The sequence below is a fragment of the Ferrovibrio terrae genome, assembly GCF_943372915.1.
In the GTDB taxonomy this organism is placed as follows: Bacteria; Pseudomonadota; Alphaproteobacteria; order Ferrovibrionales; family Ferrovibrionaceae; genus Ferrovibrio; species Ferrovibrio terrae_A.
In genome coordinates, this window is record NZ_CALSAN010000010.1 from 119,816 (window position 1) to 140,736 (window position 20,921).

General features: G+C 63.7%; 23 protein-coding genes. 16 read left to right on the plus strand and 7 right to left on the minus strand.

Features of this window, described 5'->3' with window-relative positions; genetic code table 11:
• Positions 1 to 3: 3 nt before the first annotated feature.
• Complete coding sequence (locus AAG821_RS09350; RefSeq protein ID WP_341909981.1) at positions 4 to 579, plus strand: urease accessory protein UreE; 576 nt, start codon at positions 4 to 6, stop codon at positions 577 to 579.
• Between the two features lie 21 nt (positions 580 to 600).
• Here the strand turns inward: AAG821_RS09350 and AAG821_RS09355 are convergent, their stop codons facing one another.
• Genes AAG821_RS09355 through AAG821_RS09370 form a run of 4 tightly spaced genes read right to left on the minus strand, consistent with a single transcriptional unit; the run spans position 601 to position 4,375 of the window.
• On the minus strand, positions 601 to 2,436 hold the full coding sequence (locus tag AAG821_RS09355) for a carbamoyltransferase (protein ID WP_341909979.1): 1,836 nt from the start codon (positions 2,434 to 2,436) through the stop codon (positions 601 to 603).
• Positions 2,437 to 2,442: 6 nt separating this feature from the next.
• Positions 2,443 to 2,592, minus strand: a complete 150-nt coding sequence (locus tag AAG821_RS09360) for a DUF5989 family protein (RefSeq protein ID WP_341909978.1) — start codon at positions 2,590 to 2,592, stop codon at positions 2,443 to 2,445.
• 4 nt (positions 2,593 to 2,596) lie between these two features.
• Complete coding sequence (locus AAG821_RS09365) at positions 2,597 to 2,977, minus strand: SxtJ family membrane protein (protein WP_341909976.1); 381 nt, start codon at positions 2,975 to 2,977, stop codon at positions 2,597 to 2,599.
• A 54-nt stretch (positions 2,978 to 3,031) separates the two neighbouring features.
• Complete coding sequence (locus tag AAG821_RS09370) at positions 3,032 to 4,375, minus strand: hypothetical protein (RefSeq protein ID WP_341909974.1); 1,344 nt, start codon at positions 4,373 to 4,375, stop codon at positions 3,032 to 3,034.
• Between the two features lie 148 nt (positions 4,376 to 4,523).
• On the opposite strand from AAG821_RS09370, the gene AAG821_RS09375 reads away from it, so the two are divergent.
• The 15 genes from AAG821_RS09375 (at position 4,524) to AAG821_RS09445 (ending at position 17,288) form a co-directional block, all read left to right on the plus strand.
• Complete coding sequence (locus AAG821_RS09375; protein WP_341909972.1) at positions 4,524 to 5,225, plus strand: urease accessory protein UreF; 702 nt, start codon at positions 4,524 to 4,526, stop codon at positions 5,223 to 5,225.
• Positions 5,222 to 5,848 carry an urease accessory protein UreG gene (gene ureG, locus AAG821_RS09380; protein ID WP_341909971.1) on the plus strand — a complete coding sequence of 209 codons (627 nt, stop codon included), beginning with the start codon at positions 5,222 to 5,224 and terminating at the stop codon, positions 5,846 to 5,848. Before AAG821_RS09375 ends, ureG begins: the two co-directional genes overlap by 4 nt.
• A 3-nt stretch (positions 5,849 to 5,851) precedes the next feature.
• A complete protein-coding gene (locus tag AAG821_RS09385; protein WP_341909968.1) occupies positions 5,852 to 6,250 on the plus strand; it encodes a DUF805 domain-containing protein in 399 nt (132 codons plus the stop codon).
• A 60-nt stretch (positions 6,251 to 6,310) separates the two neighbouring features.
• Positions 6,311 to 7,144, plus strand: a complete 834-nt coding sequence (locus AAG821_RS09390; RefSeq protein ID WP_341916253.1) for a helix-turn-helix transcriptional regulator — start codon at positions 6,311 to 6,313, stop codon at positions 7,142 to 7,144.
• A gap of 83 nt (positions 7,145 to 7,227) precedes the next feature.
• The gene (locus tag AAG821_RS09395; protein ID WP_341909964.1) at positions 7,228 to 7,722 is read left to right on the plus strand and encodes a nuclear transport factor 2 family protein; all 495 of its coding nucleotides are present in this window, start codon (positions 7,228 to 7,230) and stop codon (positions 7,720 to 7,722) included.
• Between the two features lie 105 nt (positions 7,723 to 7,827).
• Positions 7,828 to 8,496, plus strand: a complete 669-nt coding sequence (locus AAG821_RS09400; protein WP_341909962.1) for a bifunctional 4-hydroxy-2-oxoglutarate aldolase/2-dehydro-3-deoxy-phosphogluconate aldolase — start codon at positions 7,828 to 7,830, stop codon at positions 8,494 to 8,496.
• Position 8,497: 1 nt separating this feature from the next.
• A complete protein-coding gene (locus tag AAG821_RS09405; protein WP_341909960.1) occupies positions 8,498 to 8,749 on the plus strand; it encodes a DUF1272 domain-containing protein in 252 nt (83 codons plus the stop codon).
• Between the two features lie 20 nt (positions 8,750 to 8,769).
• Entirely contained in the window at positions 8,770 to 10,257 is a 1,488-nt protein-coding gene (gene glpK, locus AAG821_RS09410) for a glycerol kinase GlpK (protein WP_341909958.1), read from the plus strand.
• Positions 10,258 to 10,469: 212 nt separating this feature from the next.
• Positions 10,470 to 11,351 (plus strand): hypothetical protein, encoded by an 882-nt coding sequence (locus AAG821_RS09415; RefSeq protein WP_341909956.1) that lies wholly within the window; start codon positions 10,470 to 10,472, stop codon positions 11,349 to 11,351.
• A 571-nt stretch (positions 11,352 to 11,922) separates the two neighbouring features.
• Positions 11,923 to 12,483, plus strand: coding sequence for a F0F1 ATP synthase subunit delta (locus AAG821_RS09420; protein ID WP_341909954.1), 561 nt, complete (start codon positions 11,923 to 11,925; stop codon positions 12,481 to 12,483).
• On the plus strand, positions 12,483 to 14,009 hold the full coding sequence (gene atpA, locus AAG821_RS09425) for a F0F1 ATP synthase subunit alpha (RefSeq protein WP_341909952.1): 1,527 nt from the start codon (positions 12,483 to 12,485) through the stop codon (positions 14,007 to 14,009). Before AAG821_RS09420 ends, atpA begins: the two co-directional genes overlap by 1 nt.
• A gap of 25 nt (positions 14,010 to 14,034) precedes the next feature.
• The gene (locus AAG821_RS09430; protein WP_341909950.1) at positions 14,035 to 14,925 is read left to right on the plus strand and encodes a F0F1 ATP synthase subunit gamma; all 891 of its coding nucleotides are present in this window, start codon (positions 14,035 to 14,037) and stop codon (positions 14,923 to 14,925) included.
• A 45-nt stretch (positions 14,926 to 14,970) separates the two neighbouring features.
• The gene (atpD, locus tag AAG821_RS09435) at positions 14,971 to 16,395 is read left to right on the plus strand and encodes a F0F1 ATP synthase subunit beta (protein ID WP_341909948.1); all 1,425 of its coding nucleotides are present in this window, start codon (positions 14,971 to 14,973) and stop codon (positions 16,393 to 16,395) included.
• A gap of 25 nt (positions 16,396 to 16,420) precedes the next feature.
• The gene (locus AAG821_RS09440) at positions 16,421 to 16,822 is read left to right on the plus strand and encodes a F0F1 ATP synthase subunit epsilon (RefSeq protein ID WP_341909946.1); all 402 of its coding nucleotides are present in this window, start codon (positions 16,421 to 16,423) and stop codon (positions 16,820 to 16,822) included.
• 73 nt (positions 16,823 to 16,895) lie between these two features.
• Positions 16,896 to 17,288, plus strand: coding sequence for a hypothetical protein (locus AAG821_RS09445; protein WP_341909945.1), 393 nt, complete (start codon positions 16,896 to 16,898; stop codon positions 17,286 to 17,288).
• On the opposite strand, the gene bluB is transcribed toward AAG821_RS09445, so the two are convergent.
• The 3 genes from bluB to thiC form a co-directional block, all read right to left on the minus strand.
• Entirely contained in the window at positions 17,275 to 17,913 is a 639-nt protein-coding gene (gene bluB, locus AAG821_RS09450; RefSeq protein WP_341909943.1) for a 5,6-dimethylbenzimidazole synthase, read from the minus strand. The genes AAG821_RS09445 and bluB overlap by 14 nt on opposite strands.
• A 6-nt stretch (positions 17,914 to 17,919) precedes the next feature.
• Complete coding sequence (locus tag AAG821_RS09455) at positions 17,920 to 18,957, minus strand: TIM44-like domain-containing protein (protein ID WP_341909941.1); 1,038 nt, start codon at positions 18,955 to 18,957, stop codon at positions 17,920 to 17,922.
• A 105-nt stretch (positions 18,958 to 19,062) separates the two neighbouring features.
• Positions 19,063 to 20,871: a phosphomethylpyrimidine synthase ThiC gene (thiC, locus tag AAG821_RS09460; RefSeq protein WP_341909939.1), complete on the minus strand. Its 1,809-nt coding sequence runs from the start codon at positions 20,869 to 20,871 to the stop codon at positions 19,063 to 19,065.
• Positions 20,872 to 20,921 lie beyond the last annotated feature (50 nt).

Genomic DNA, 20,921 nt, shown 5'->3' on the forward strand with positions numbered 1-20,921 from the left:
GCGATGTTGCGCGCCGCCGCCGTGATTCCTGCGGGCCGCTGGCCCGCCTCCGAACGCCGCGCCACGGTGACGCTGGCGCATCATGACCGCCATCGCCGCCGCATCCGGCTCACCGCCGATGATGGCAGCGCCTTCCTGCTCGATCTGGCCGAGGCCACCGTGCTGCGCCATGGCGACGGGCTGCAGCTCGACAACGGCGCCGGCTATATCGAGGTGCAGGCCGCACCCGAGCAGTTGATCGAGGTCTCGGCGCCGACGCCCGAATTGCTGGCGCGACTGGCCTGGCATCTGGGCAACCGTCATCTGCCGGCCGAAATCCGTGGCGACCGCATCCTGATCCGCGACGACCATGTCATTGTCGATATGCTGAAAGGCCTCGGCGCCAGCGTGGCGGCCGTCAACGCGCCCTTCGATCCCGAGGGCGGTGCCTACGGCCAGCATAACCACGATCCGTCACATCCCTATGGCCTCGGCTCGCGCTACGGCAAGGGCGGCGAACGTGTTCATGGCCATGGGCATGAACATGCGCATGGTCATCACCACCATCATGATGATGACGACCACGGGCACCATCACTGATCGGCGGAAACGGGTGGTGGATCAGTCGAGTTCGAAGTTGTTCTTGTAATCCAGCCTCAGGGCCGGATTCTGAACTTCCTTGCGCAACAGGCAATTGCCCACCACCAGCACCTCGATCTCCGAGCCCATGAAGCAGCGGAAGGCGTCTTCCGGGGTGCAGACGATCGGCTCGCCACGCACGTTGAAGCTGGTGTTGACCAGCACTGGACAGCCGGTGGCGGCCTTGAAGGCCGAGATCAGGCGGTGGAAGCGCGGATTGGTGTCTGCATGCACGGTTTGCAGCCGTGCTGAATAGTCGACATGGGTAACGGCTGGTATGTCGGACCGCGGTACGTTCAGCTTGTCGATGCCGAACAACTGCTCCTCGGCGGCGGTCATCTGGCGCCGGCGTTCCTTTCGGATCGGCGCTACCATCAGCATGTAGGGCGAATCTTCTCCGAACTCGAACCAGTCGGACAGATCCTCGCGCAGCACTGCCGGAGCGAACGGGCGGAAGCTTTCGCGATACTTCACTTTCAGATTGAGGGTCTTCTGCATCGCAGGCGAACGCGGATCACCCAGGATCGAGCGGTTGCCCAATGCGCGCGGGCCGAATTCCATGCGACCCTGGAACCAGCCCACGGCCTTGCCGTCGGCGAGGTCAGCCGCCACCGTGCTGAACAGGCTGTCATCGTCGGGTGTGGTGAAGATGGCGCCGGCATTGCGCAGGCGGGTTTCGATGTCGTCCTGTGCATAGCTGGGGCCCAGATAGCTGCCGACAATATGGTCGCGGCCACTCAGCGGCAGCCGCGGCTTGCCGTAATGCTGGTGCCAAGCGGCAAGCGCGGCGCCCACCGATCCACCGGCATCACCTGCCGCCGGCTGTACCCAGATATTCTCGAACACCCCCTCGCGTGCCAGCAGGCCGTTGGCGACGCAATTGAGTGCAACGCCGCCGGCCAGGCAAAGATTCTTGGCGCCGGTCTCACGCTGCACGTTGCGCGCCAGTTTTAGCACAACCTCTTCGGTCACCGCCTGGATCGAGGCGGCGAGGTCCATATGGCGCTGGTCGAGCCGCTCTTCCGGCTTGCGCGGCGGGCCGCCGAACAGCGCATCGAAGCGCGCATTGGTCATGGTCAGGCCGGTACAGTAGTTGAAATACCGCATGTCGAGCCGGAACGAGCCATCGTCCTTGATGTCGATCAGGTGATCACGGATCAGCTTGGCGTATTTCGGCTCACCATAGGGCGCCAGACCCATCACCTTGTATTCGCCGGAATTGACCTTGAAGCCGGTGTAATAGGTGAAGGCGGAATACAGCAGCCCGAGAGAATGCGGGAAGTGGATTTCCTTGATGATATGCAGGTCGCTGCCGCGGCCATAAGCCAGCGAGGAGGTGGTCCATTCGCCGACGCCGTCCATGGTCAGCACAGCGGCATCTTCAAAGGGCGAGGGGAAATAGGCGCTGGCGGCGTGGCTGTAATGGTGTTCGGAGAACAGCAGCTTCTTGCGCCATTCCACGTCGGGCCCGATCGCCTTCAGTTCGGCGTCGAGCAGGCGGCGCTGGAAGAATTTCTCGCCCAGCCACAGCGGCATCGCTTGGCGGAACGAGCTGAAGCCGCGTGGCGCGAAAGCCAGATAGGTTTCGATCAGGCGTTCGAATTTCAAGAACGGCTTGTCGTAGAAGGCGACATGATCGATCTGATCGGGCGTAATGCCGGCTTCGGCCAGGCAATAACGCACGGCATGGCCAGGAAACCCTGAGTCATGCTTCTTGCGGGTGAAACGCTCTTCCTGGGCGGCGGCGACAATGCGGCCGTCATGCAGCAACGCGGCCGCGCTGTCATGGTAGAACGCAGAAAGGCCCAGGATATACATGCCGGATCAGAACAGGGCGTAGATGAACGGCGCCACGACGCTGCCTTTGGCCGCGATGATCAGGCCGCCGAAGATCAGGCAAATCAGCAGCAGCGGCGCCAGCCAATACTTCTTGCGGGTGCGGATGTAGGACCAGAATTCGGCGAGAAATTCCATGCGATCAAAATCCGAATTTCATTGAATCTTTGGCAGGTGCTGGCTGTTCACGGGCAATCCAGTAGGTCGTCGCCTTGTGGTCGAAACCCATCTTGATCGGGAGCTTCCCGAGCAGCCGCATCACCAGGTTGGCCGGCAGGAACAGGCCGAAGAAGATCAGGCCCATCAGCAGCGGCGAGGTGACATGGTGCAGCAGGCCGCCCAATTTCATCCAGCCGGCAAGCGGCCAGCGCAGTAGGGCCGGCAGCGCCAGGGCGATGAGCAGCAGCAGACCGGCGACAACCAGGCACCACAGCACCGGCGCAGCGCCGTGCAGCAGCGGCAGGAGGCCGAAGCCGGCGAACACCACGCCCAGAAGAATACCGAATTGCCGCTCTTTGCCCACGTTGCCTACCTTTCCGGCGATGCCGGCTGTCGGGGGCGTTGATAGCACCGAAAACTAGCGCTGCACAACCGATGACAGGATCTCGGCGGTCAGGCGGTTGCCTGCCGGCGTGAAATGCCCGCCGCCGCTGCCAAAGGCATACAGGGCTCTGTAATCTGGGGTTTTCTGGAATTCCGGCTTCAGATCCAGATAGCGCAGTCCGGCGGCCGCTACCCGGGCGCGGGTTTCACGCTCCAGCGCGTCGTCGCCGCTTTTACCGATCTGCTGGACGGCAGGAATGTTAACAATCACCAGTTCCGCCCCCATGGTACGCACGGTGTCGCGTGCGCGCTCCAGACTGCGCTGGAACAGCGGAAAATCGGTATCCTCCACCGTGTTGCGGGCCAGACCGAAGGCGCTCCGCAGGGCATAGAGTCGCAGGCTGCGCAGCAGGAATTTCGGCTGGGTGATGTAGCGGCTAAAATTCCGCTTGGCTGGTGCCGGCGGATAGGCTTCGTCTTCCAGCTTGCGCAGAGCAGTGCCGATCTCGGCGCTACGGCCGGCCAGGTTCTGGCGGTAGTCCGGCTGCTCGACATATCGGATCGGCAGCGGCATCGCCTTCAACTGCATCAGGCCGCTCAGGTCGTTGCCGGCGAAGTGCATCCAGAATACATAGCGGGCCCGCTTGTTGCTGGCGTATTCGACGATACTTGCCAGGTTGAGCAGGGGCTCGTTGCCGCCGATACCGATGTTGAGCACCCGCAGGCCCTGCTGGCGCAGGATGGCGGCAAACCCGCCGGTCACGGCGTCGCATTCTCCGAAGGTGTAGGAATCGCCGACGATGACGGCATCATAGGGTTCGGTTTCGTCCCATACCGCGTCAGGATTGTTGAAGCCGTGTCGGTCGGCCTGCACCACTAGCCAGGGGCCGAATTCGTTGCAGGTCACGACGGTGGCGCCGGGCACCGTGCCGATCGGCAGCAGTCTGGCATCGCTGATCATGCGGATGAACGGCACCGCGTCTTTGCCCTCGCGGCGCAGATCCGCCACCACCTCAGCCTTGCTGCGGGTATCGAGCGGATAGCCCAGATTGCGTGCCGCATCCACGATCTTGGCATTGCGGTCGAATTCGAAATTCTGCAGATAGATCTCGCTGGCCAGCAGGCCAATATAGCCGGCCACCAGCATGAGCAGGCAGAATAGCTGATCGATGCGCGGATGCAGGGCGCAGAGCGCCAGAATCACCGCGATTGCCAGCAGGGGCAGCAAGTAATACAGCGCTGCCTCTGTCCAGGCTGCCGCATCCTGCAGACTGCCCCAACGATTGCCGAGGGCGTACAGCATGGTCAGCACGGTCGCCGCGGCGCCAAGCAGAAGTAGGCGCTGAGCGACGCCTTGGATCGAAGCAAACGGTTTCATGGAGCGAGAGCTGGATTGAAGATTTGCTCATTTTTGCAGGCGAACCTGGAAAAAACAATAGCGGGGCAGTCTAGCACGCGCCGCGCAGGTGTGGGAAATTGGCACAAGATTCGGAGTTTGGCAGGCATATGATCAATACGGGGTGGATGTGAGTAGCAGCACGACGCGCGATCTCTACCGCCTGCTGGCCTGGTTCTCGCCGAGCTACCCGATCGGCGCCTTTTCCTACAGCCATGGCATCGAATTCGCAGTCGAAAGCGGCCGGGTCACCGATCTTGCCACCCTCGTCCAGTGGATCGGCCATATCCTGCGCCATGGCGCCGGCTGGGTCGATGCCGTGCTGCTGAAAGAGGCGTATGCCGCCGCCGAAGACACCGCCCGGCTCGATGACCTGGCCGATCTGGCAGCTGCCTGGCGCGGCAGTGCCGAAATGGCGCTGGAAAGCTGCCAGCAGGGCGGTTCCTACCTCAGTGTCACCCGCACCGCCTGGGACCGGAAAGACAGCGGGCCATCCAGACTCGATGCCCTGGCGGCCATCCGCAGCGACAAGCCGGTGCCGCTGTGTATCGCGGTCGGGGTCGCCGCTGCCGATCATGGCCTGGCGATCGAGGCCGTACTGGCTGCCTATCTGCATGCCTTTGCCGCCAACCTGGTCTCGGCCGCCGTGCGCCTGATCCCGCTCGGCCAGACTGATGGCCAGCGTGCGCTCAGCCAGCTGATGCCGGTGGTGGACAGCGTGGTGCCCTGCGCACGCGCCTGTGCGCTGGAGGATTGCGGCACGGCCTCGCCGATGGTCGATCTTATGTCTATGATGCACGAAACCCAGTATACGAGGCTGTTCCGCTCATGAGTGCGAATCCCCCCAGCAGCAATCCCCTGCGCGTCGGTATCGGCGGCCCGGTCGGCTCGGGCAAGACCGCGCTGGTCGAACGGCTCTGCCGATACTTACGCGACGATTGGAACATTGCCGTCGTCACCAACGACATCTACACCAAGGAAGATGCCGAATTCCTCACCCGGGCCGGCGCGCTCGATCCGACCCGTATCGCCGGCGTCGAGACCGGCGGCTGCCCGCATACGGCGATCCGCGAGGATGCCTCGATCAACCTCGCCGCGGTCGCCGACATGCAGAAGCGCTTCCCTGGCCTCGATGTGATCTTCGTCGAATCCGGTGGCGACAACCTGGCCGCCACCTTCTCGCCGGAACTCGCCGATATCACCATCTATGTGATCGACGTTTCGGCCGGCGACAAGATTCCGCGCAAGGGCGGACCTGGTATCACGCGCTCGGATCTGCTGGTGATCAACAAGATCGATCTCGCCCCGCTGGTCGGCGCCTCGCTGGAGGTGATGGACCGTGATTCCAGGAAGATGCGTGGCGCCCGGCCCTTCATCTTCGCCAACCTGAAGGCGGAGCAGGGCGTCGCCGAGATCGCCGATTTCATCCTGAAAAGTGGTGGGCTGAAGGAATAGGCCATGCTCGACCGGCTGCCTCCAGCCCTCGATCCACGCCGTCGCATGGCGCGACAGCCGTATTTTGCCTTCCATCTGGCGATGCTTCTGCTGCTCCTGCTGCTGTTCATTCTGCTCTACATTCTTGGGACACTGCTGCCGGGACTGGTCGATACTCTGGAAGAATCGTGGCTCTACGAGATCGTCGCCGGAGCCATCGGCCTGCTGCTTACTCTTCTAGGCCTCACCGTGGTGGCACGGCGCTGCCACGATATCGGCTGGACCGGCTGGGCTGCGCTGCTGATTTTGATTCCTTTCCTCGGCACCGCCTTTTGGCTGGCCTTGTTTGTGATTCCGGGCACTCGTGGCCAGAATGCCTATGGACCTGACCCCCGGTTCGAGGGCGCCCCACCACCTGATTGACCTCAGAGGTAATTGTCGGCTTTACCGCCCGGGCGTAAGCTCCAGGCCATGAACGGCATGATGGCTTTCGCACCAGCGCGGCAGGCCCGCCCGCAATTCCCCGACCTGCTGCGCCACTGGCGCAGTGAACGGCGCATGAGCCAGCTGGGTCTGGCCACCGAAGCCGGCATCTCCGCGCGCCATCTCTGCTTCCTGGAAAAGGGCCGCTCACAGCCGAGCCGCGAGATGGTCGTGCTGCTGGCCCAGGTGCTCGATATCCCGCTCGCCGGGCAGAATGCCCTGCTGGTTGCCGCCGGCTTCGCGCCACTGTTTCACGAAACCGGCCTCGATGCGCCCGAACTCGCCTCGGTGCAGCAGGCGCTGGACGCCATGCTGGCACAGCAGGAGCCATTCCCCGCTCTGGTGGTCGACGAGGCCTGGGAGGTGCGCCAGCGCAACGCCGCCGCCGGCCGCATCCTCGGCGCGCTGCGCCCGCATTACGATGTCCCGGAGCGGCTCGCCCATAATGCCATGCATGTCATGTGTCATCCCGGCGGCATGCGGCCGTTCATGCCGAACTGGGCGGACTTCGTCGCCGCCTATCTGCAGGTGCTGCATCGCGAGGCCACCCAGGGCCTGAGCCAGACAGCGGCAAGGCTGCGCGACGAGCTGCTGTACTACCCCGATATGCCGGCGGCATTTGCAGCGCCGAAAGCCGATCATCCGATGGTGCCGATGCATCTGCGCATCGGCCGGCATGAGCTGTCCTTCTTCGTCACGCTCACCACCTTCGCCATGCCGCGCGATGTCACGCTGCAGCAGATCAAGATCGAATGTTTCTTCCCCGCCGATGCCATGACCGCGGCGCTGGCGCGTGCGCTGGCGGCGCAGCCAGAGCTTTCGCTGTTCGACTGACCTGCCCTGAATTGACGCCGCACGTAATTGCCTGAAGGCACGGCAATGCGCGACACAGACCTCTCATGAACCAGAGGGGTGCCATGTCCATGAATATCCAGCTCGCCAACAATCAGCCGATGAATGCGCCGCCGATGAGCTCTCTGGCTGCACTGCGCCGGCTGAACGCCACCTTCATCCATAATTTCGTCACCAATGATGTGGTGTCGCATTCGGCCATCATTCACCCGCGCTTCGTCTGCATCATGCCCGATGGCAGCCGCATGTATCGTGCCGATTACCTGGCCTACTGGGCGACCGGCTTCGATCCGGACGTAATCACCTACTGGGATTACCGCGACGAACGGATCGAGATTTTCGGCGATACAGCCCTTGTCAGCGCCACCACCTGCTACACGCGGCGCAAGGATGGCGTGGCCAAATCCGGCATGACCTTCTACACCGATACGTATGTGCAGGAGAACGGCCTGTGGCAGTGTATCCAGGCGCAGCTGACATCCTTGCAGCCGGAATATTTCCCGCCGGACGATACCGTGATTCGGCGCTATCACCGCGGCAAGCTGAAAGAGCAGGTCTGACGGATTGCGGGTCTGACCCGGGCTGCCTGACCTGACAGGCCTGATCCGGATGGCTTGAAGCCGGCGCCGTCCCGCGCGTATCCTTCCATAAAACAGGGAGGACACATGCCGGACAAGGTGAGTGAAAAGACCGCCGAGCGTACCGCAGCGCTGGATGCCATTCTGACCCGCAGCCCGGTGATCCCGGTGCTGGTGGTGGAAGATGCGGCCCATGCCGTGCCGCTGGCCCGTGCCCTGGTGGCGGGCGGCCTCAGTGTGCTGGAAATCACCCTGCGCTCCAATGCGGCTCTGGAGGCGATCAAACGCATCGCTGCCGAGGTGCCGGATGCCGTCGTCGGTGCCGGCACGGTGCTCAATCCGGCACAGTTCGCCGCCGCCCAGCTGGCCGGCGCGCGCTTCGTCATCTCGCCCGGCGCCACCGATGCGCTGTATTTCACCGCCAAGGATACCGGCCTGCCCTATCTGCCGGCGGTGGCCACGGCGTCGGAGATCATGCGCGCGATGGAGCAGGGCTTCACCCGCGCCAAGTTCTTCCCCGCCGAGAGCAGCGGCGGCGTCGCCGCGCTGAAAAGCCTGAGCGGGCCGTTCCCGGAGATGAAATTCTGCCCCACCGGCGGCATCACCGAAGCCAACCTGCGCAGCTATACTGTTCTGCCCAATGTGTTTGCTGCCGGCGGTTCCTGGCTGGCGCCGAAAGACCTGCTGCAGAAGGCCGATTGGGCCGGCATCACCGCGCTGGCCAAAAAGGCCGTCTCCATCGCGAAAGGAAGCTGAGATGCTCGAACTGCGTCCGAACTGCGAATGCTGCAACCGTGACCTGGCACCTGATGCATCCGATGCCATGATCTGCACCTTTGAATGCACCTTCTGCCGGGCCTGTGCAGAGGGCACGCTGAACGGAACCTGCCCGAACTGCCGCGGCAATCTGGTAACGCGCCCGGTGCGGCCGGCGGCCATGCTGGCGAAATACCCGGCCTCGCAGAAGCGCGTCTTCAAGGCCGAGGGCTGCGCCGCAGCCGCCGAATAGCGGCGACGCAAAAGCAGGCCATGGCCAAATACATCCTTGCCATCGACCAGGGCACCACCTCCAGCCGTGCCATTGTCTTCGATGCCTCCGGCCTGCCGGTTGCCACCGCGCAGAAGGAGCTGACCCAGCATTATCCGGCCGATGGCTGGGTCGAGCATGATGCCGAGGATATCTGGCGCGATGTGCAGAGCCTGATGCGCGAGGCGGTGGCGAAGGCCGGCCTGCGTGGTGGCGATATCGCGGCCATCGGCATCACCAATCAGCGCGAGACCACCGTGGTCTGGGAGCGCGCCGGCGGCCGGCCGATCCATCGCGCCATCGTCTGGCAGGATCGTCGCACCGCCGATATCTGCCGGCAGAAGCTGGCCGACGGCATCGGCAGTGTGGTGCAGCGCAAAACCGGCCTGCTGATCGACAGCTATTTCTCCGCCACCAAGATTGCCTGGCTGCTCGACCATGTGCCCGGTGCGCGGGCCCGTGCTGAAAAAGGCGAGCTGTGCTTTGGCACCATCGACAGCTTCCTGCTGTTCCGCCTGACCGGTGGCGCAACCCATGCCACCGATGCCACCAATGCCTCGCGCACCATGCTGTTCGATATCACCGCGCAGGACTGGGACGACACGCTGCTCAAGGCCTTTGATGTGCCGCGCGCCATGCTGCCGCGCGTGCTGGATTGCAGCGGCGAGTTTGGCGTCACCACCGCCGATATCCTCGGCCATGCGATTCCGGTCACCGGCATTGCCGGCGACCAGCAGGCGGCCGCCTTCGGCCAGGCCTGCTTCCAGCCCGGCATGATGAAATCCACCTATGGCACCGGCTGTTTCGCGCTGGTCAATATCGGATCAAGGCCGGTGCTGTCGGATCACCGTCTGCTCACCACGGTGGCCTACCGCCTGAACGGCCAGACCACCTATGCACTGGAAGGCTCGATCTTCGTCGCCGGTGCCGCGGTGAAATGGCTGCGCGACGGCCTGAAGATTGTCGGCGGCGCGGCCGAGACGGCAACACTGGCCGCGGGGATACCGGAAAACCATGGTGTCTATCTGGTGCCGGCCTTTGTCGGCCTCGGCGCGCCTTACTGGGACCCCGATGCACGCGGCGCCCTGATCGGGCTCACGCTCGATACCGGCCGTGCCCATATCGCCCGCGCCGCACTCGAGGCGGTTGCCTATCAGACGCGCGATCTCACCGCGGCGATGAAGGCCGATGGCGCGGCAAAGCCGACCGCGATCCGTGTCGATGGCGGCATGGTGGCGAATGACTGGCTCTGCCAGTTCCTCGCCGACATGCTGGATGTTGCCGTCGAGCGGCCCCGGGTGATCGAGACCACGGCGCTGGGCGCCGCCTATCTTGCCGGGCTTGCGGTCGGGCTCTATGCCGGCCTCGATGCGGTGGCCTATGGCTGGCATTGCGAACGCCGCTTCGAACCGCGCATGACCGCAGAAACCCGGGCGCGCCTCTATGCCGGCTGGCAGAAAGCGGTGCAGCGGGTACTGAGCAAAGCCTGAACTGGCAGCATTAAAGTTAACCATTCGCATTAACCTTAATGTCCGGCTATTTCGCTCGGTTCAGCCTGTAAACCGCAGAAACAACTTGTCGGTGTTCATCCATCAGGGTTAAATATTTCTACGCTTCCGAAGTATTCGGCTGCGTGTCGTTAAGCCTAACAGCGCGTGAAGCTGACGACCGGTTGACGCTGATCCAGAATGAGATCGGGGCCATGATTTCGGCGAATACAAACACCAGTGCCTATGCCGCACTGTCGACCATGCGATCGACAGAGTCCGGCCTCGGCATCATTTCCAAACGCATCCAGACCGGCCTGCGCATAAACGATGCCGGCGACGATGGCGCGATCTTTTCCATTGCCCAGGGCGTGCGCGCCAATGTGCGGGCCTATGCTGCCGTGCAATCCTCGCTTGCGGGCGGCATCGGTCTGGGTGAAGTGACGCTGGCGGCGATCAGCGGCATCTACAGCATTGTCGGCGATATCAAGGCCAAGATTGCCAGCCTGGGCGATGGCTCGCTGGCCCAGCCGCAGCTCGACACCTATCGCGGCGACGTGGCCCGCCTGATCGAACAGGTCAACACCTATATCGACCAGGCCACCTACAATGGCCGCAACATCCTGCGCGGCGATGCCACGAACGCGCCGATCGATTTCATCGCCGATATCTCGGGCACGCAGCTGTCCTATTCGGTCAGCCACTCCCTCAGCCTGGATGCGGACGAATTCCTCGGGCCGTCGGTGCTGGTGGTCTCGGCCACCGATGTGTCAGAGGCGATTGGCGGCAATCCGCCTGATGTCGCTACCGCGCAGGATTCGCTTGCGCGTTTCGAGGCCCAGCTGATGGATCTCGGCCAGGTGATATCGGCACAGAAGCGCGCCATGGAGGCCCAGCGCGGCTTCGTCGACAATCTGGTGGATGCAATGAAACAGGGCCTCGGCCTGCTCATCGATGCCGATGTGGCGGCCGAAAGCGCCAGCCTGCAGTCGCGGCAGGTGGCGCAGCAGCTCACCATGGAATCGCTCAGCATCGCCAACCGCACCTCGGCGGGCGCCATCAGCCTGCTGCTGGTCCAGGCTGGCGCCCGGACCTGACGGTCGGCGCCTCCACCCCCCTGAATAAAAAAGAAAAATGCCGTCGCGGCTGCGCGGCTGGAATGTTCTTTATTTGTTCTTAATATCGTGATAGTCTGAACTGCGGCTGCCGGTATGTCTGGTCTCCAGGGGTCGTCACGGCCTTAGCGCCGAACCCCAGCGAACCCCAGCGAACCCCAGCGAACCCGAGCGAACCTCAGCGAACTCCAGCGAACTCCAGCGAACCCCAGCGAACCCGGGCGAACCCCAACGAACCCGGGCGAACCCCCGCCGCCCTGATTTTTAGCGGCGAATTCGTGCGCGGAGCGCACGCCAGACCGTCCGATCATGACGTCGCAGGGAACTGCGGCAAAAGGCGTAGGTTGCAGTGCGGGCCTCGCTGTTGCGCCGCCCAGACCCGTATGCTACGTAAACCCGGCTTTCGCGCCGGGGGGGCCGTAAAAAAGCTATAGCCACCCCGTAAATTCCTTAAGTCGGTCAATGTCTTAAGTGGAGCGTCGGGAGGCTGGCCCCAGATCCTGGTGGCGAGTCCCGATCGACGGCTCCGGTTCATGAAGCAGAAGGGTCGTTCGTGGCTCAGGAAACCTCTCTTGTTACCGGCATCGCCGGCCGCTACGCGACAGCGCTGTTTGATCTGGCGCGTGACGCGGGCCAGCTCGATGCCGTCGCCAAGGATCTCGATGCCCTCTCGGCCATGCTGGCCGACTCCGCCGATCTCGTCCGTCTGGTCCGTTCGCCGGTGTTCAGCCGCGAAGAGCAGGCCAAGGCGATCGGCGCGGTGGCCGAAAAGGCCGGCATGGGCGATCTGGTCCGTCGCTTTCTCGGCGTCGCTGCCGCCAACCGTCGCCTGTTCGTGCTCGCCGATGTGATTGCCGGCTTCAAGAAGCTGCTCAGCCATCATCGCGGCGAAGCCATTGCCGATGTCATCTCGGCGGTGCCGCTGAACGATGCGCAGCTCGCCCAGATCAAGTCTTCGTTGTCGTCGGCCGCCGCCGGCAATGTCGTGATCAACGCCAAGGTCGATCCCTCGCTGATCGGCGGCCTGATCGTGAAATTCGGATCGCGCATGATCGATGCGTCGGTCCTCACCAAGCTCAATAGTCTCAAGTCCGCCATGAAAGGTGTTGCGTGATGGATATCCGCGCCGCAGAGATTTCTGAAATCCTGAAGAGCCAGATCAAGAATTTCGGCGCCGAAGCCGAAGTTTCGGAAGTCGGTCAGGTTCTGTCCATCGGCGACGGCATCGCCCGCGTCCATGGCCTCGACAAGGTCCAGGCCGGTGAGATGGTCGAGTTCCCCGGTGGCGTGAAGGGCATGGCGCTGAATCTCGAAACCGACAATGTCGGCGTCGTGATCTTCGGCGACGACCGCGGCATCAAGGAAGGCGACACCGTCAAGCGGACCGGCGCCATCGTGGACGTTCCGGTCGGCAAGGGTCTGCTGGGCCGCGTCGTCGACGCGCTGGGCAACCCGATCGACGGCAAGGGTCCGCTCAAGGACGTCAAGCGCGCCCGCGTGGAAGTGAAGGCGCCGGGCATCATCCCGCGCAAGTCGGTGCATGAGCCGATGCAGACCGGCCTGAAGGCGCTCGACGCGCTGGTTCCGGTCGGCCGCGGCCAGCGCGAGCTGATCATCGGCGATCGCCAGACCGGCAAGACCGCCGTGGCGATCGACGCCATCCTGAACCAGAAGGCCACCAACACCGGCGACGACAAGAAGAAGCTGTTCTGCATCTATGTCGCCATCGGCCAGAAGCGTTCGACGGTTGCCCAGGTCGTGAAGACCCTGGAAGAAGCCGGCGCCATGGAATACTCGATCGTGGTGGCCGCCACCGCGTCTGAGCCGGCGCCGCTGCAGTTCCTGGCGCCCTATACCGGTTGCGCCATGGGCGAGTTCTTCCGCGACAACGGCATGCATGCCGTGATCGTGTATGACGATCTGTCCAAGCAGGCCGTCGCCTACCGCCAGATGTCGCTGCTGCTGCGCCGCCCGCCGGGTCGCGAAGCCTATCCGGGCGACGTTTTCTACATCCACTCGCGCCTGCTCGAGCGCGCCGCCAAGATGTCGGACAAGAACGGCGCCGGCTCGCTCACCGCGCTGCCGGTCATCGAGACCCAGGCGGGCGACGTGTCGGCCTACATCCCGACCAACGTCATCTCGATCACCGACGGCCAGATCTTCCTGGAAACCGAACTCTTCTATAAGGGCATCCGTCCGGCCATCAACGTCGGTCTGTCGGTCAGCCGCGTCGGTTCGGCCGCGCAGATCAAGGCGATGAAGCAGGTTGCCGGCTCGATCAAGCTGGAACTCGCGCAGTATCGCGAAATGGCGGCCTTCGCCCAGTTCGGTTCGGATCTCGATCCGGCGACCCAGCGCCTGCTGAACCGCGGCGCGCGCCTGACCGAGCTGCTGAAGCAGGCCCAGTACCAGCCGCTGCCGGTCGAAGAGCAGGTCGTCTCGATCTATGCCGGCGTGAAGGGCCATCTCGACAAGCTGCCGGTCAGCAATGTCGGCCGCTTCGAACAGGCCCTGCTCAGCACGATCAAGTCCAAGCATCCGGATATCCTGTCGGGGATCCGCGAGCAGCAGGCCCTGACGCCGGACCTGGAAGCCAAACTGAAGGCCGTGCTCGAAGAGCTCGCCAAGACCTTCGCCTGAACGCCTGAACCAAGGGTAGAGCTTCATGCCTAGCCTCAAGTCACTGCGCGTTCGGATCAACTCGGTCAAATCGACCCAGAAGATCACGAAGGCGATGAAGATGGTGGCAGCCAGCAAGCTGCGCCGCGCCCAGGAGGCCGCCGAAGCGGCGCGTCCTTATGCTGAGCGCATGGCGAGCATCATGGCCTCGCTGTCAGCGGCCCAGACGGGTTCCGACACCGCACCGAAGCTGATGATCGGCACCGGCAAGGATCAGGTTCATCTCCTGATCGTCGCCACCGCCGAACGCGGCCTGTGCGGTGCGTTCAACTCGTCGATCGTCAAGCTGGCACGCCGCAAGATCGAGGAGCTGACCGCTCAGGGTAAGACGGTCAAGATCCTCTGCGTTGGCAAGAAGGGCCGCGACCAGCTGCGCCGCGACCATGCCTCCAAGATCGCCGACACGGTTGACCTGTCCAAGGTCAAGAAGGTCGGCTTCTCGGAAGCCCAGGAGATTGCCGATCGTGTGCTGGCGATGTTCGATGCCGGCGAGTTCGATGTCGCGCATGTCTTCTACAACAACTTCAAATCGGTGATCAGCCAGATCCCGACGGCCCAGCAGCTGATCCCGGCCATGATTTCCGGCACCAACGCTGCGGCGGGCGCTCCGGACCTGGCCGGCGGGATCTACGAATTCGAGCCGGACGAGGAAACCATTCTCGACCAACTGCTGCCGCGGAACCTGTCGATGCAGGTCTACCGTGCACTGCTGGAGAATGCGGCTTCCGAGCAGGGCGCCCGCATGTCCGCGATGGACAACGCGACGCGCAATGCCGGCGAGATGATCAAGAAACTCACGACCGTCTACAACCGGTCGCGTCAGGCCCAGATCACCAAAGAACTTATCGAAATCATCTCCGGCGCCGAGGCGGTCTAAGACCGCGCGCTGGACGAGACGGAAAAGAGAGAGCGGAGCAGCATCATGGCTACGAACAAGACGGGTCGCATTACCCAGGTCATCGGCGCGGTTGTCGACGTGCAGTTCGACGGTTACCTGCCGGCGATCCTGAACGCCTTGCATTGCACCAACCAGGGCAACCATCTGGTGCTCGAAGTGGCGCAGCATCTGGGCGAACAGACCGTCCGCACCATCGCGATGGACTCGACCGACGGTCTGGTCCGCGGCATGGAAGTCACCGACACCGGCAGCCCGATCTCGGTGCCGGTCGGTCAGGAGACGCTGGGCCGCATCATCAACGTGATCGGCCAGCCGATCGACGAGCGTGGCCCGATCAACGCCAAGTCGGCCGCACCGATCCATGCGCCGGCCCCTGACTATGTCGACCAGTCGACCGAACAGAAGGTGCTGGTCACCGGTATCAAGGTCGTCGATCTGCTCGCGCCGTATTCCAAGGGCGGCAAGATCGGCCTGTTCGGCGGCGCCGGCGTCGGCAAGACCGTGCTGATCATGGAGCTGATCAACAACATCGCGAAGACCCATGGCGGCTACTCGGTGTTCGCCGGTGTCGGCGAGCGTACCCGCGAAGGCAACGATCTCTATCACGAAATGATGGAATCGGGCGTCATCAAGACCGACGGCCCGGGCTCGAAGGTTGCCCTGGTGTATGGCCAGATGAACGAGCCGCCGGGCGCGCGTGCCCGCGTGGCGCTGACCGGCCTGACGCTGGCGGAATACTTCCGCGACCAGGAAGGCCAGGACGTGCTGTTCTTCGTCGACAACATCTTCCGCTTCACCCAGGCGGGTTCGGAAATGTCGGCGCTGCTCGGCCGTATTCCTTCGGCGGTGGGTTACCAGCCGACGCTGGCCACCGACATGGGCATGCTGCAGGAGCGCATCACCTCGACCCATAAGGGCTCGATCACCTCGGTGCAGGCGATTTACGTGCCCGCCGACGACTTGACCGATCCGGCGCCTGCCACCTCGTTCGCGCACTTGGACGCGACCACCGTGCTGTCGCGCCAGATCGCCGAGCTGGGCATCTATCCGGCGGTGGATCCGCTCGACTCGACCTCGCGCATTCTCGATCCGCGCATCGTCGGCGACGAGCATTACGACATTGCGCGCCGCGTGCAGTCGATCCTGCAGAGCTACAAGTCGCTGCAGGACATCATCGCCATCCTGGGCATGGACGAACTGTCGGAAGAAGACAAGCTGACGGTCGCCCGCGCCCGCAAGATCCAGCGCTTCCTGAGCCAGCCCTTCGACGTGGCCCAGGTGTTCACCGGTTCGCCGGGCGTGCAGGTGCCGCTGGCCGAGACGATCCGTGGCTTCAAGGAAATCGTCGAAGGCAAGCACGATCATCTGCCGGAGTCGGCCTTCTACATGGTCGGCACCATCGACGAGGCGATTGCCAAGGCGAAGAAGCTGGCCGCCGAAGCGGCCTAAGCCCTTCGCTGCAGAGGAGTAGACCATGGCGGAAAGCGTCAGGTTCGAACTGGTCTCGCCCGAGAAGCTGCTTCTCGCGGTCGATGCCGAGATGGTGGTGGTGCCCGGTGAGGCCGGCGACTTCGGCGTGCTGCCGGGTCACAGCCCGCTGATCTCCACCATCCGCAATGGCGTCATCGAAGTGACGGTGAACGGCAGTGTCACCGAGCGCATCTTCGTCGCCGGCGGCTTTGCCGAGATGGCGAACGACAAGCTGACCGTGCTGGCCGAAGAGGCCGTGCCGGTGAAGCAGATCGACCGTGCCAAGGTCGAAGCGGCGCTGAAGGATGCCCGCGAAGACTTCGAAGACGCCAAGGATGACCATGCCAAGACGCGCGCCAATGCCCGCGTCGAGAAATACACCGCCATGCTGGACGCGGCGGCGTAAGGCCGGATTTCATAAGAGTTTGCAGACGGCGCGGCATCAAACCCGCGCCGTTTCTGTTACTGGGGGAGCGAAAATGCTTCGCTATGGTCTGGTGGTTACGGGACAGGATGAGCAAGTGTTGGTGCTGGTAGACGAAGCTGGTTTGGCTTCTCTCAGGGGCGTGCTGTTCGCCTTCTCTCAGGCCTCCAGCAATACCAGCCTTTCCCTGCCTGATGAAAAGCCGGCGAATGGCGATACAAGTATTTCTCTGTGTCTGTCGGAGCAGGCGCGGGGCATGCAGAGAGAAACTGCCTCGGGGCAATTGCAATGGTATCTGACGCGAGAGCAGGCCCGTCATTTCTGGGAATTATTGTCAGAACTGACGGACGGATATCATCAGTATCTGGAATGCGGTCATGTCGATGAGATTGTGGTGAAGGTATCGCGCGGTGAATACGGCGACGATAGCATCCTCACCGCCGGATGATCTGCTCGGCCACATCGCGGCGGTGTTCCCAGCCGGCGCGCTGCAGCTCCGGCTCGGCCTGCTCGTCCTCGGGCCAGCCGACGCAGAGATAGGCCACCAGCTTCCAGTCTGGCTCGACCTCCAGCTCGTGGGTCAGGGCTTCCGGCTCGAAGATCGAGACCCAGCCGGCGCCAAGCCCGTAAGCCCGCGCGGCCAGCCAGAAACCGTAGACCGCCATGACGGACGAGTAATCCAGCATCTCGGGCATGGTGCGGCGGCCGAGCCCATGGCCCTGCAGGGTAGCCTCGTCGCAGAAGACCGCCAGATGCACCGGCGCTTCCTTCAGGCCGGCGAGCTTCAGCGAGGCATAAAGCCTGGCCTGCTCGCCGCTGTAATCGCCGAGTGCCTCGGCATTGGCACGCTCAAAGTTTGCCACCACCTTGGCGCGGCGGACGGCATCCTCCACCAGCACGAAGCGCCAGGGCTGGCTGTTGCCCACGCTGGGCGCCAGGGCGGCGGTTTCCAGCAGCCGGGCCACCAGGGCCGGTGGCACGGGATCACGGCGGAAGCGGCGCACGTCGCGCCGCCACACCATCAGTTCGGTCAGCCTGGCCCGGAAGGCCTCATCGAAGACCGGTGGTGCCACTACCGATTAAAGCTCGGGCTGCTGGATGGCACTGAGCAGCCACTTGCTGCCGGCATTGCCGCTGGCGCGCAGGAAGGTCCAGACCTCGGTGCTCATGCCGCGCTCGGTCTTGCTGCCCTCGACCACCGTGCCATCGGCGCGGGTGGTGTAGTCCAGCGCGCTCCAGCGCATCGCCACGGTGGCATAGTCGATGCCATCCTCGCTCCAGGCTTCGGCCAGATCGCCCTGCTCGAGGGTCACGTCCTCGACATGGTTGGTCAGGCCGGTGCTGGCCAGCAGCGAGAGCTCGCGGCCGAAATAGCCCACCATCTCCGGCGTGGCATGCAGCCGCAGCGCCTCAAGGTCGCCCTTCGACCAGGCAGTCTGGATCTCGCCCAGTGTCTGCTGGAAGGCCTCGAAATCGCTTTCGCCGATCTGCAGGCCGGCGGTACGGCCAAAACCGCCCGACGATGGAGCCATGTCGGCGACGCGCGCCTGGGTCGAACCATGGGCGGGCGGAATATCGGTGACCGGGGCATAATCATTGCGGCTGTACTGGCCCGGGATGCCGGCAGCGGCCGGCTGGGGCTGCTGGCCGCGCAGGCTGCGGAACAGGCGCAGGCCAAGCCAGATGGCGCCGCCGATCAGGGCGAACTGCAGCAGCATGCCCATCACGCCGCCGAAGCCGAGTCCGCCAAGGCCGCCTTCACCGAACAGGCCGCCGCCGAACAGCAGGCCGCCGATGCCCATGCCGATCATGCCGCCCATCAGGCCGGCCATGAAGGGGCGCTGGAAGAAGCCGGCGGGCTGCGCCGCCGGAGCGGCGGCCGTGGCCGGGCGGGCAGCCTGCGCGGGGGCGGGCTGGGTGGTCGCGGGCGGGGTGGCGCTGCGCTGGACCGGGGCGGCGGAGGGTGCGGTCGGGGTGGCCGGCGCCGACTGGTAGGTCTGGCTGCCACGGCTGCCCACGCTGCCGCCCCGACCGGCCTTGGCGGCGGCGAGGGCCGGTGCGAGGACGATGCTGGCGGCCAGGATGGCGACCAAGAGAGACGTGCGCTTGCGGATCATGTTTTCCCTACCCTGTGCGATGCCGGATTTTTATGCCGAGTTTATCTGATGTAAGCAGCGGCAGCCGGATTCACAAGGCCCGGCTGCCGCTTTTGCACTGCAACGTTACTCTGCCGGCTGATAGATTTCGCCGCCCTCGCGGCGGAACCGGTCGGCCATCTCGGTCATCCCCTGGCTGGCGACGTCATTCTGCATCCGGGCGGCGTCGCGGACCTCCTGGCTGATTTTCATCGAGCAGAATTTCGGCCCGCACATCGAGCAGAAATGCGCGGTCTTGTGCGCTTCCTTAGGGAGGGTCTGGTCGTGGAACTGCGCCGCGGTTTCGGGATCGAGGCCCAGGTTGAACTGGTCCTCCCAGCGGAATTCGAACCGCGCCCGGCTGAGTGCGTCATCCCGGCGCGCCGCGCCCGGATGGCCCTTGGCCAGATCGGCGGCATGGGCGGCAATCCGGTATGTCACCACGCCCACCTTAACATCATTGCGATCCGGCAGGCCGAGATGCTCCTTCGGCGTCACGTAACAGAGCATGGCGCAGCCATACCAGCCGATCATCGCAGCGCCGATGCCGCTGGTGATGTGGTCGTAGCCCGGCGCGATATCGGTGGTGAGCGGCCCGAGCGTATAGAAGGGGGCCTCGCCGCAGGTTTTCAGCTGCTTGTCCATATTGGCCTTGATCTTGTGCATGGCGACATGGCCCGGGCCCTCGATCATCACCTGCACGCCTTTGGCCCAGGCAATTTTGGTCAGCTCGCCCAGGGTTTCCAATTCGGCGAACTGCGCCGCATCGTTGGCATCTGCCGTCGAACCCGGCCGCAGTCCGTCGCCCAGCGAGAAGCTGATGTCATAGGCGCGCATAATGTCGCAGATCTCGGCGAAATGCGTGTAGAGGAAGTTTTCCTCATGATGCGCCAGGCACCATTTCGCCATGATCGAGCCGCCGCGCGAGACGATGCCGGTGACCCGGCTGGCAGTCAGCGGGATGTAGCTGAGCCGCACGCCGGCATGGATGGTGAAATAGTCCACGCCCTGCTCTGCCTGCTCAATCAGGGTGTCGCGATAGATCTCCCAGGTCAGGTCCTCGGCGCGACCGTTGACCTTCTCCAGCGCCTGGTAAATCGGCACCGTGCCGATTGGCACCGGCGAATTGCGGATGATCCAGTCGCGGATATTGTGGATGTTGCGGCCGGTGGAGAGATCCATCACCGTATCGGCGCCCCAACGGATCGCCCAGACCATCTTGTCGACCTCCTCGGCGACCGAGGAGGTGACGGCGGAATTGCCGATATTGGCATTCACCTTCACCAGGAAATTGCGACCGATGATCATCGGTTCCAGTTCCGGATGATTGATGTTGCAGGGAATGATGGCACGACCGCGCGCGATCTCGTCGCGCACGAAGTCCGGCGTCACGAAATCGGGAATCTCGGCCCCGAAATCTTCCCCATCACGTTTGCTCAGCTGTCTGCGGGCCTCGTTTTCGCGGATTGCCACATACTCCATTTCAGCTGTGACAATGCCGCGGCGTGCGTATTCATACTGGGTCACGGCAGCATTGCCCCGGGCGCGCAGCGGGTGCGGATGGTGCGGGAAAGCCGGTACCGAGGCGGTGCCGCCATTGTCTTCCGGCTTCACCCGACGGCCATCGTAGATTTCGACATCGCCACGCGCCGCGATCAGGTGTGTGCGCCAGCGTGGCAAGCCGGCATTGATATCGATCTCGGTTTCTGCGTCTGTGTATGGGCCGGAGGTGTCGTAGACCGGCAAGGGCGGCTCATTGGCAGACGGATGCGTGGAGATTTCGCGGTGCGGTACGCGGATGCCTGGATACAGGCTACCGGGCTGGTAGCGTTTGATAGACGCGGGCAGGGGGCCGGTGGTGATTTTAAAGTTTGGTGCGTTGCTCAACGTGTCCATGGGATCTCCTTCTCGATCACGACAGGAGATCCGGGTGTGGTGGATGTTCG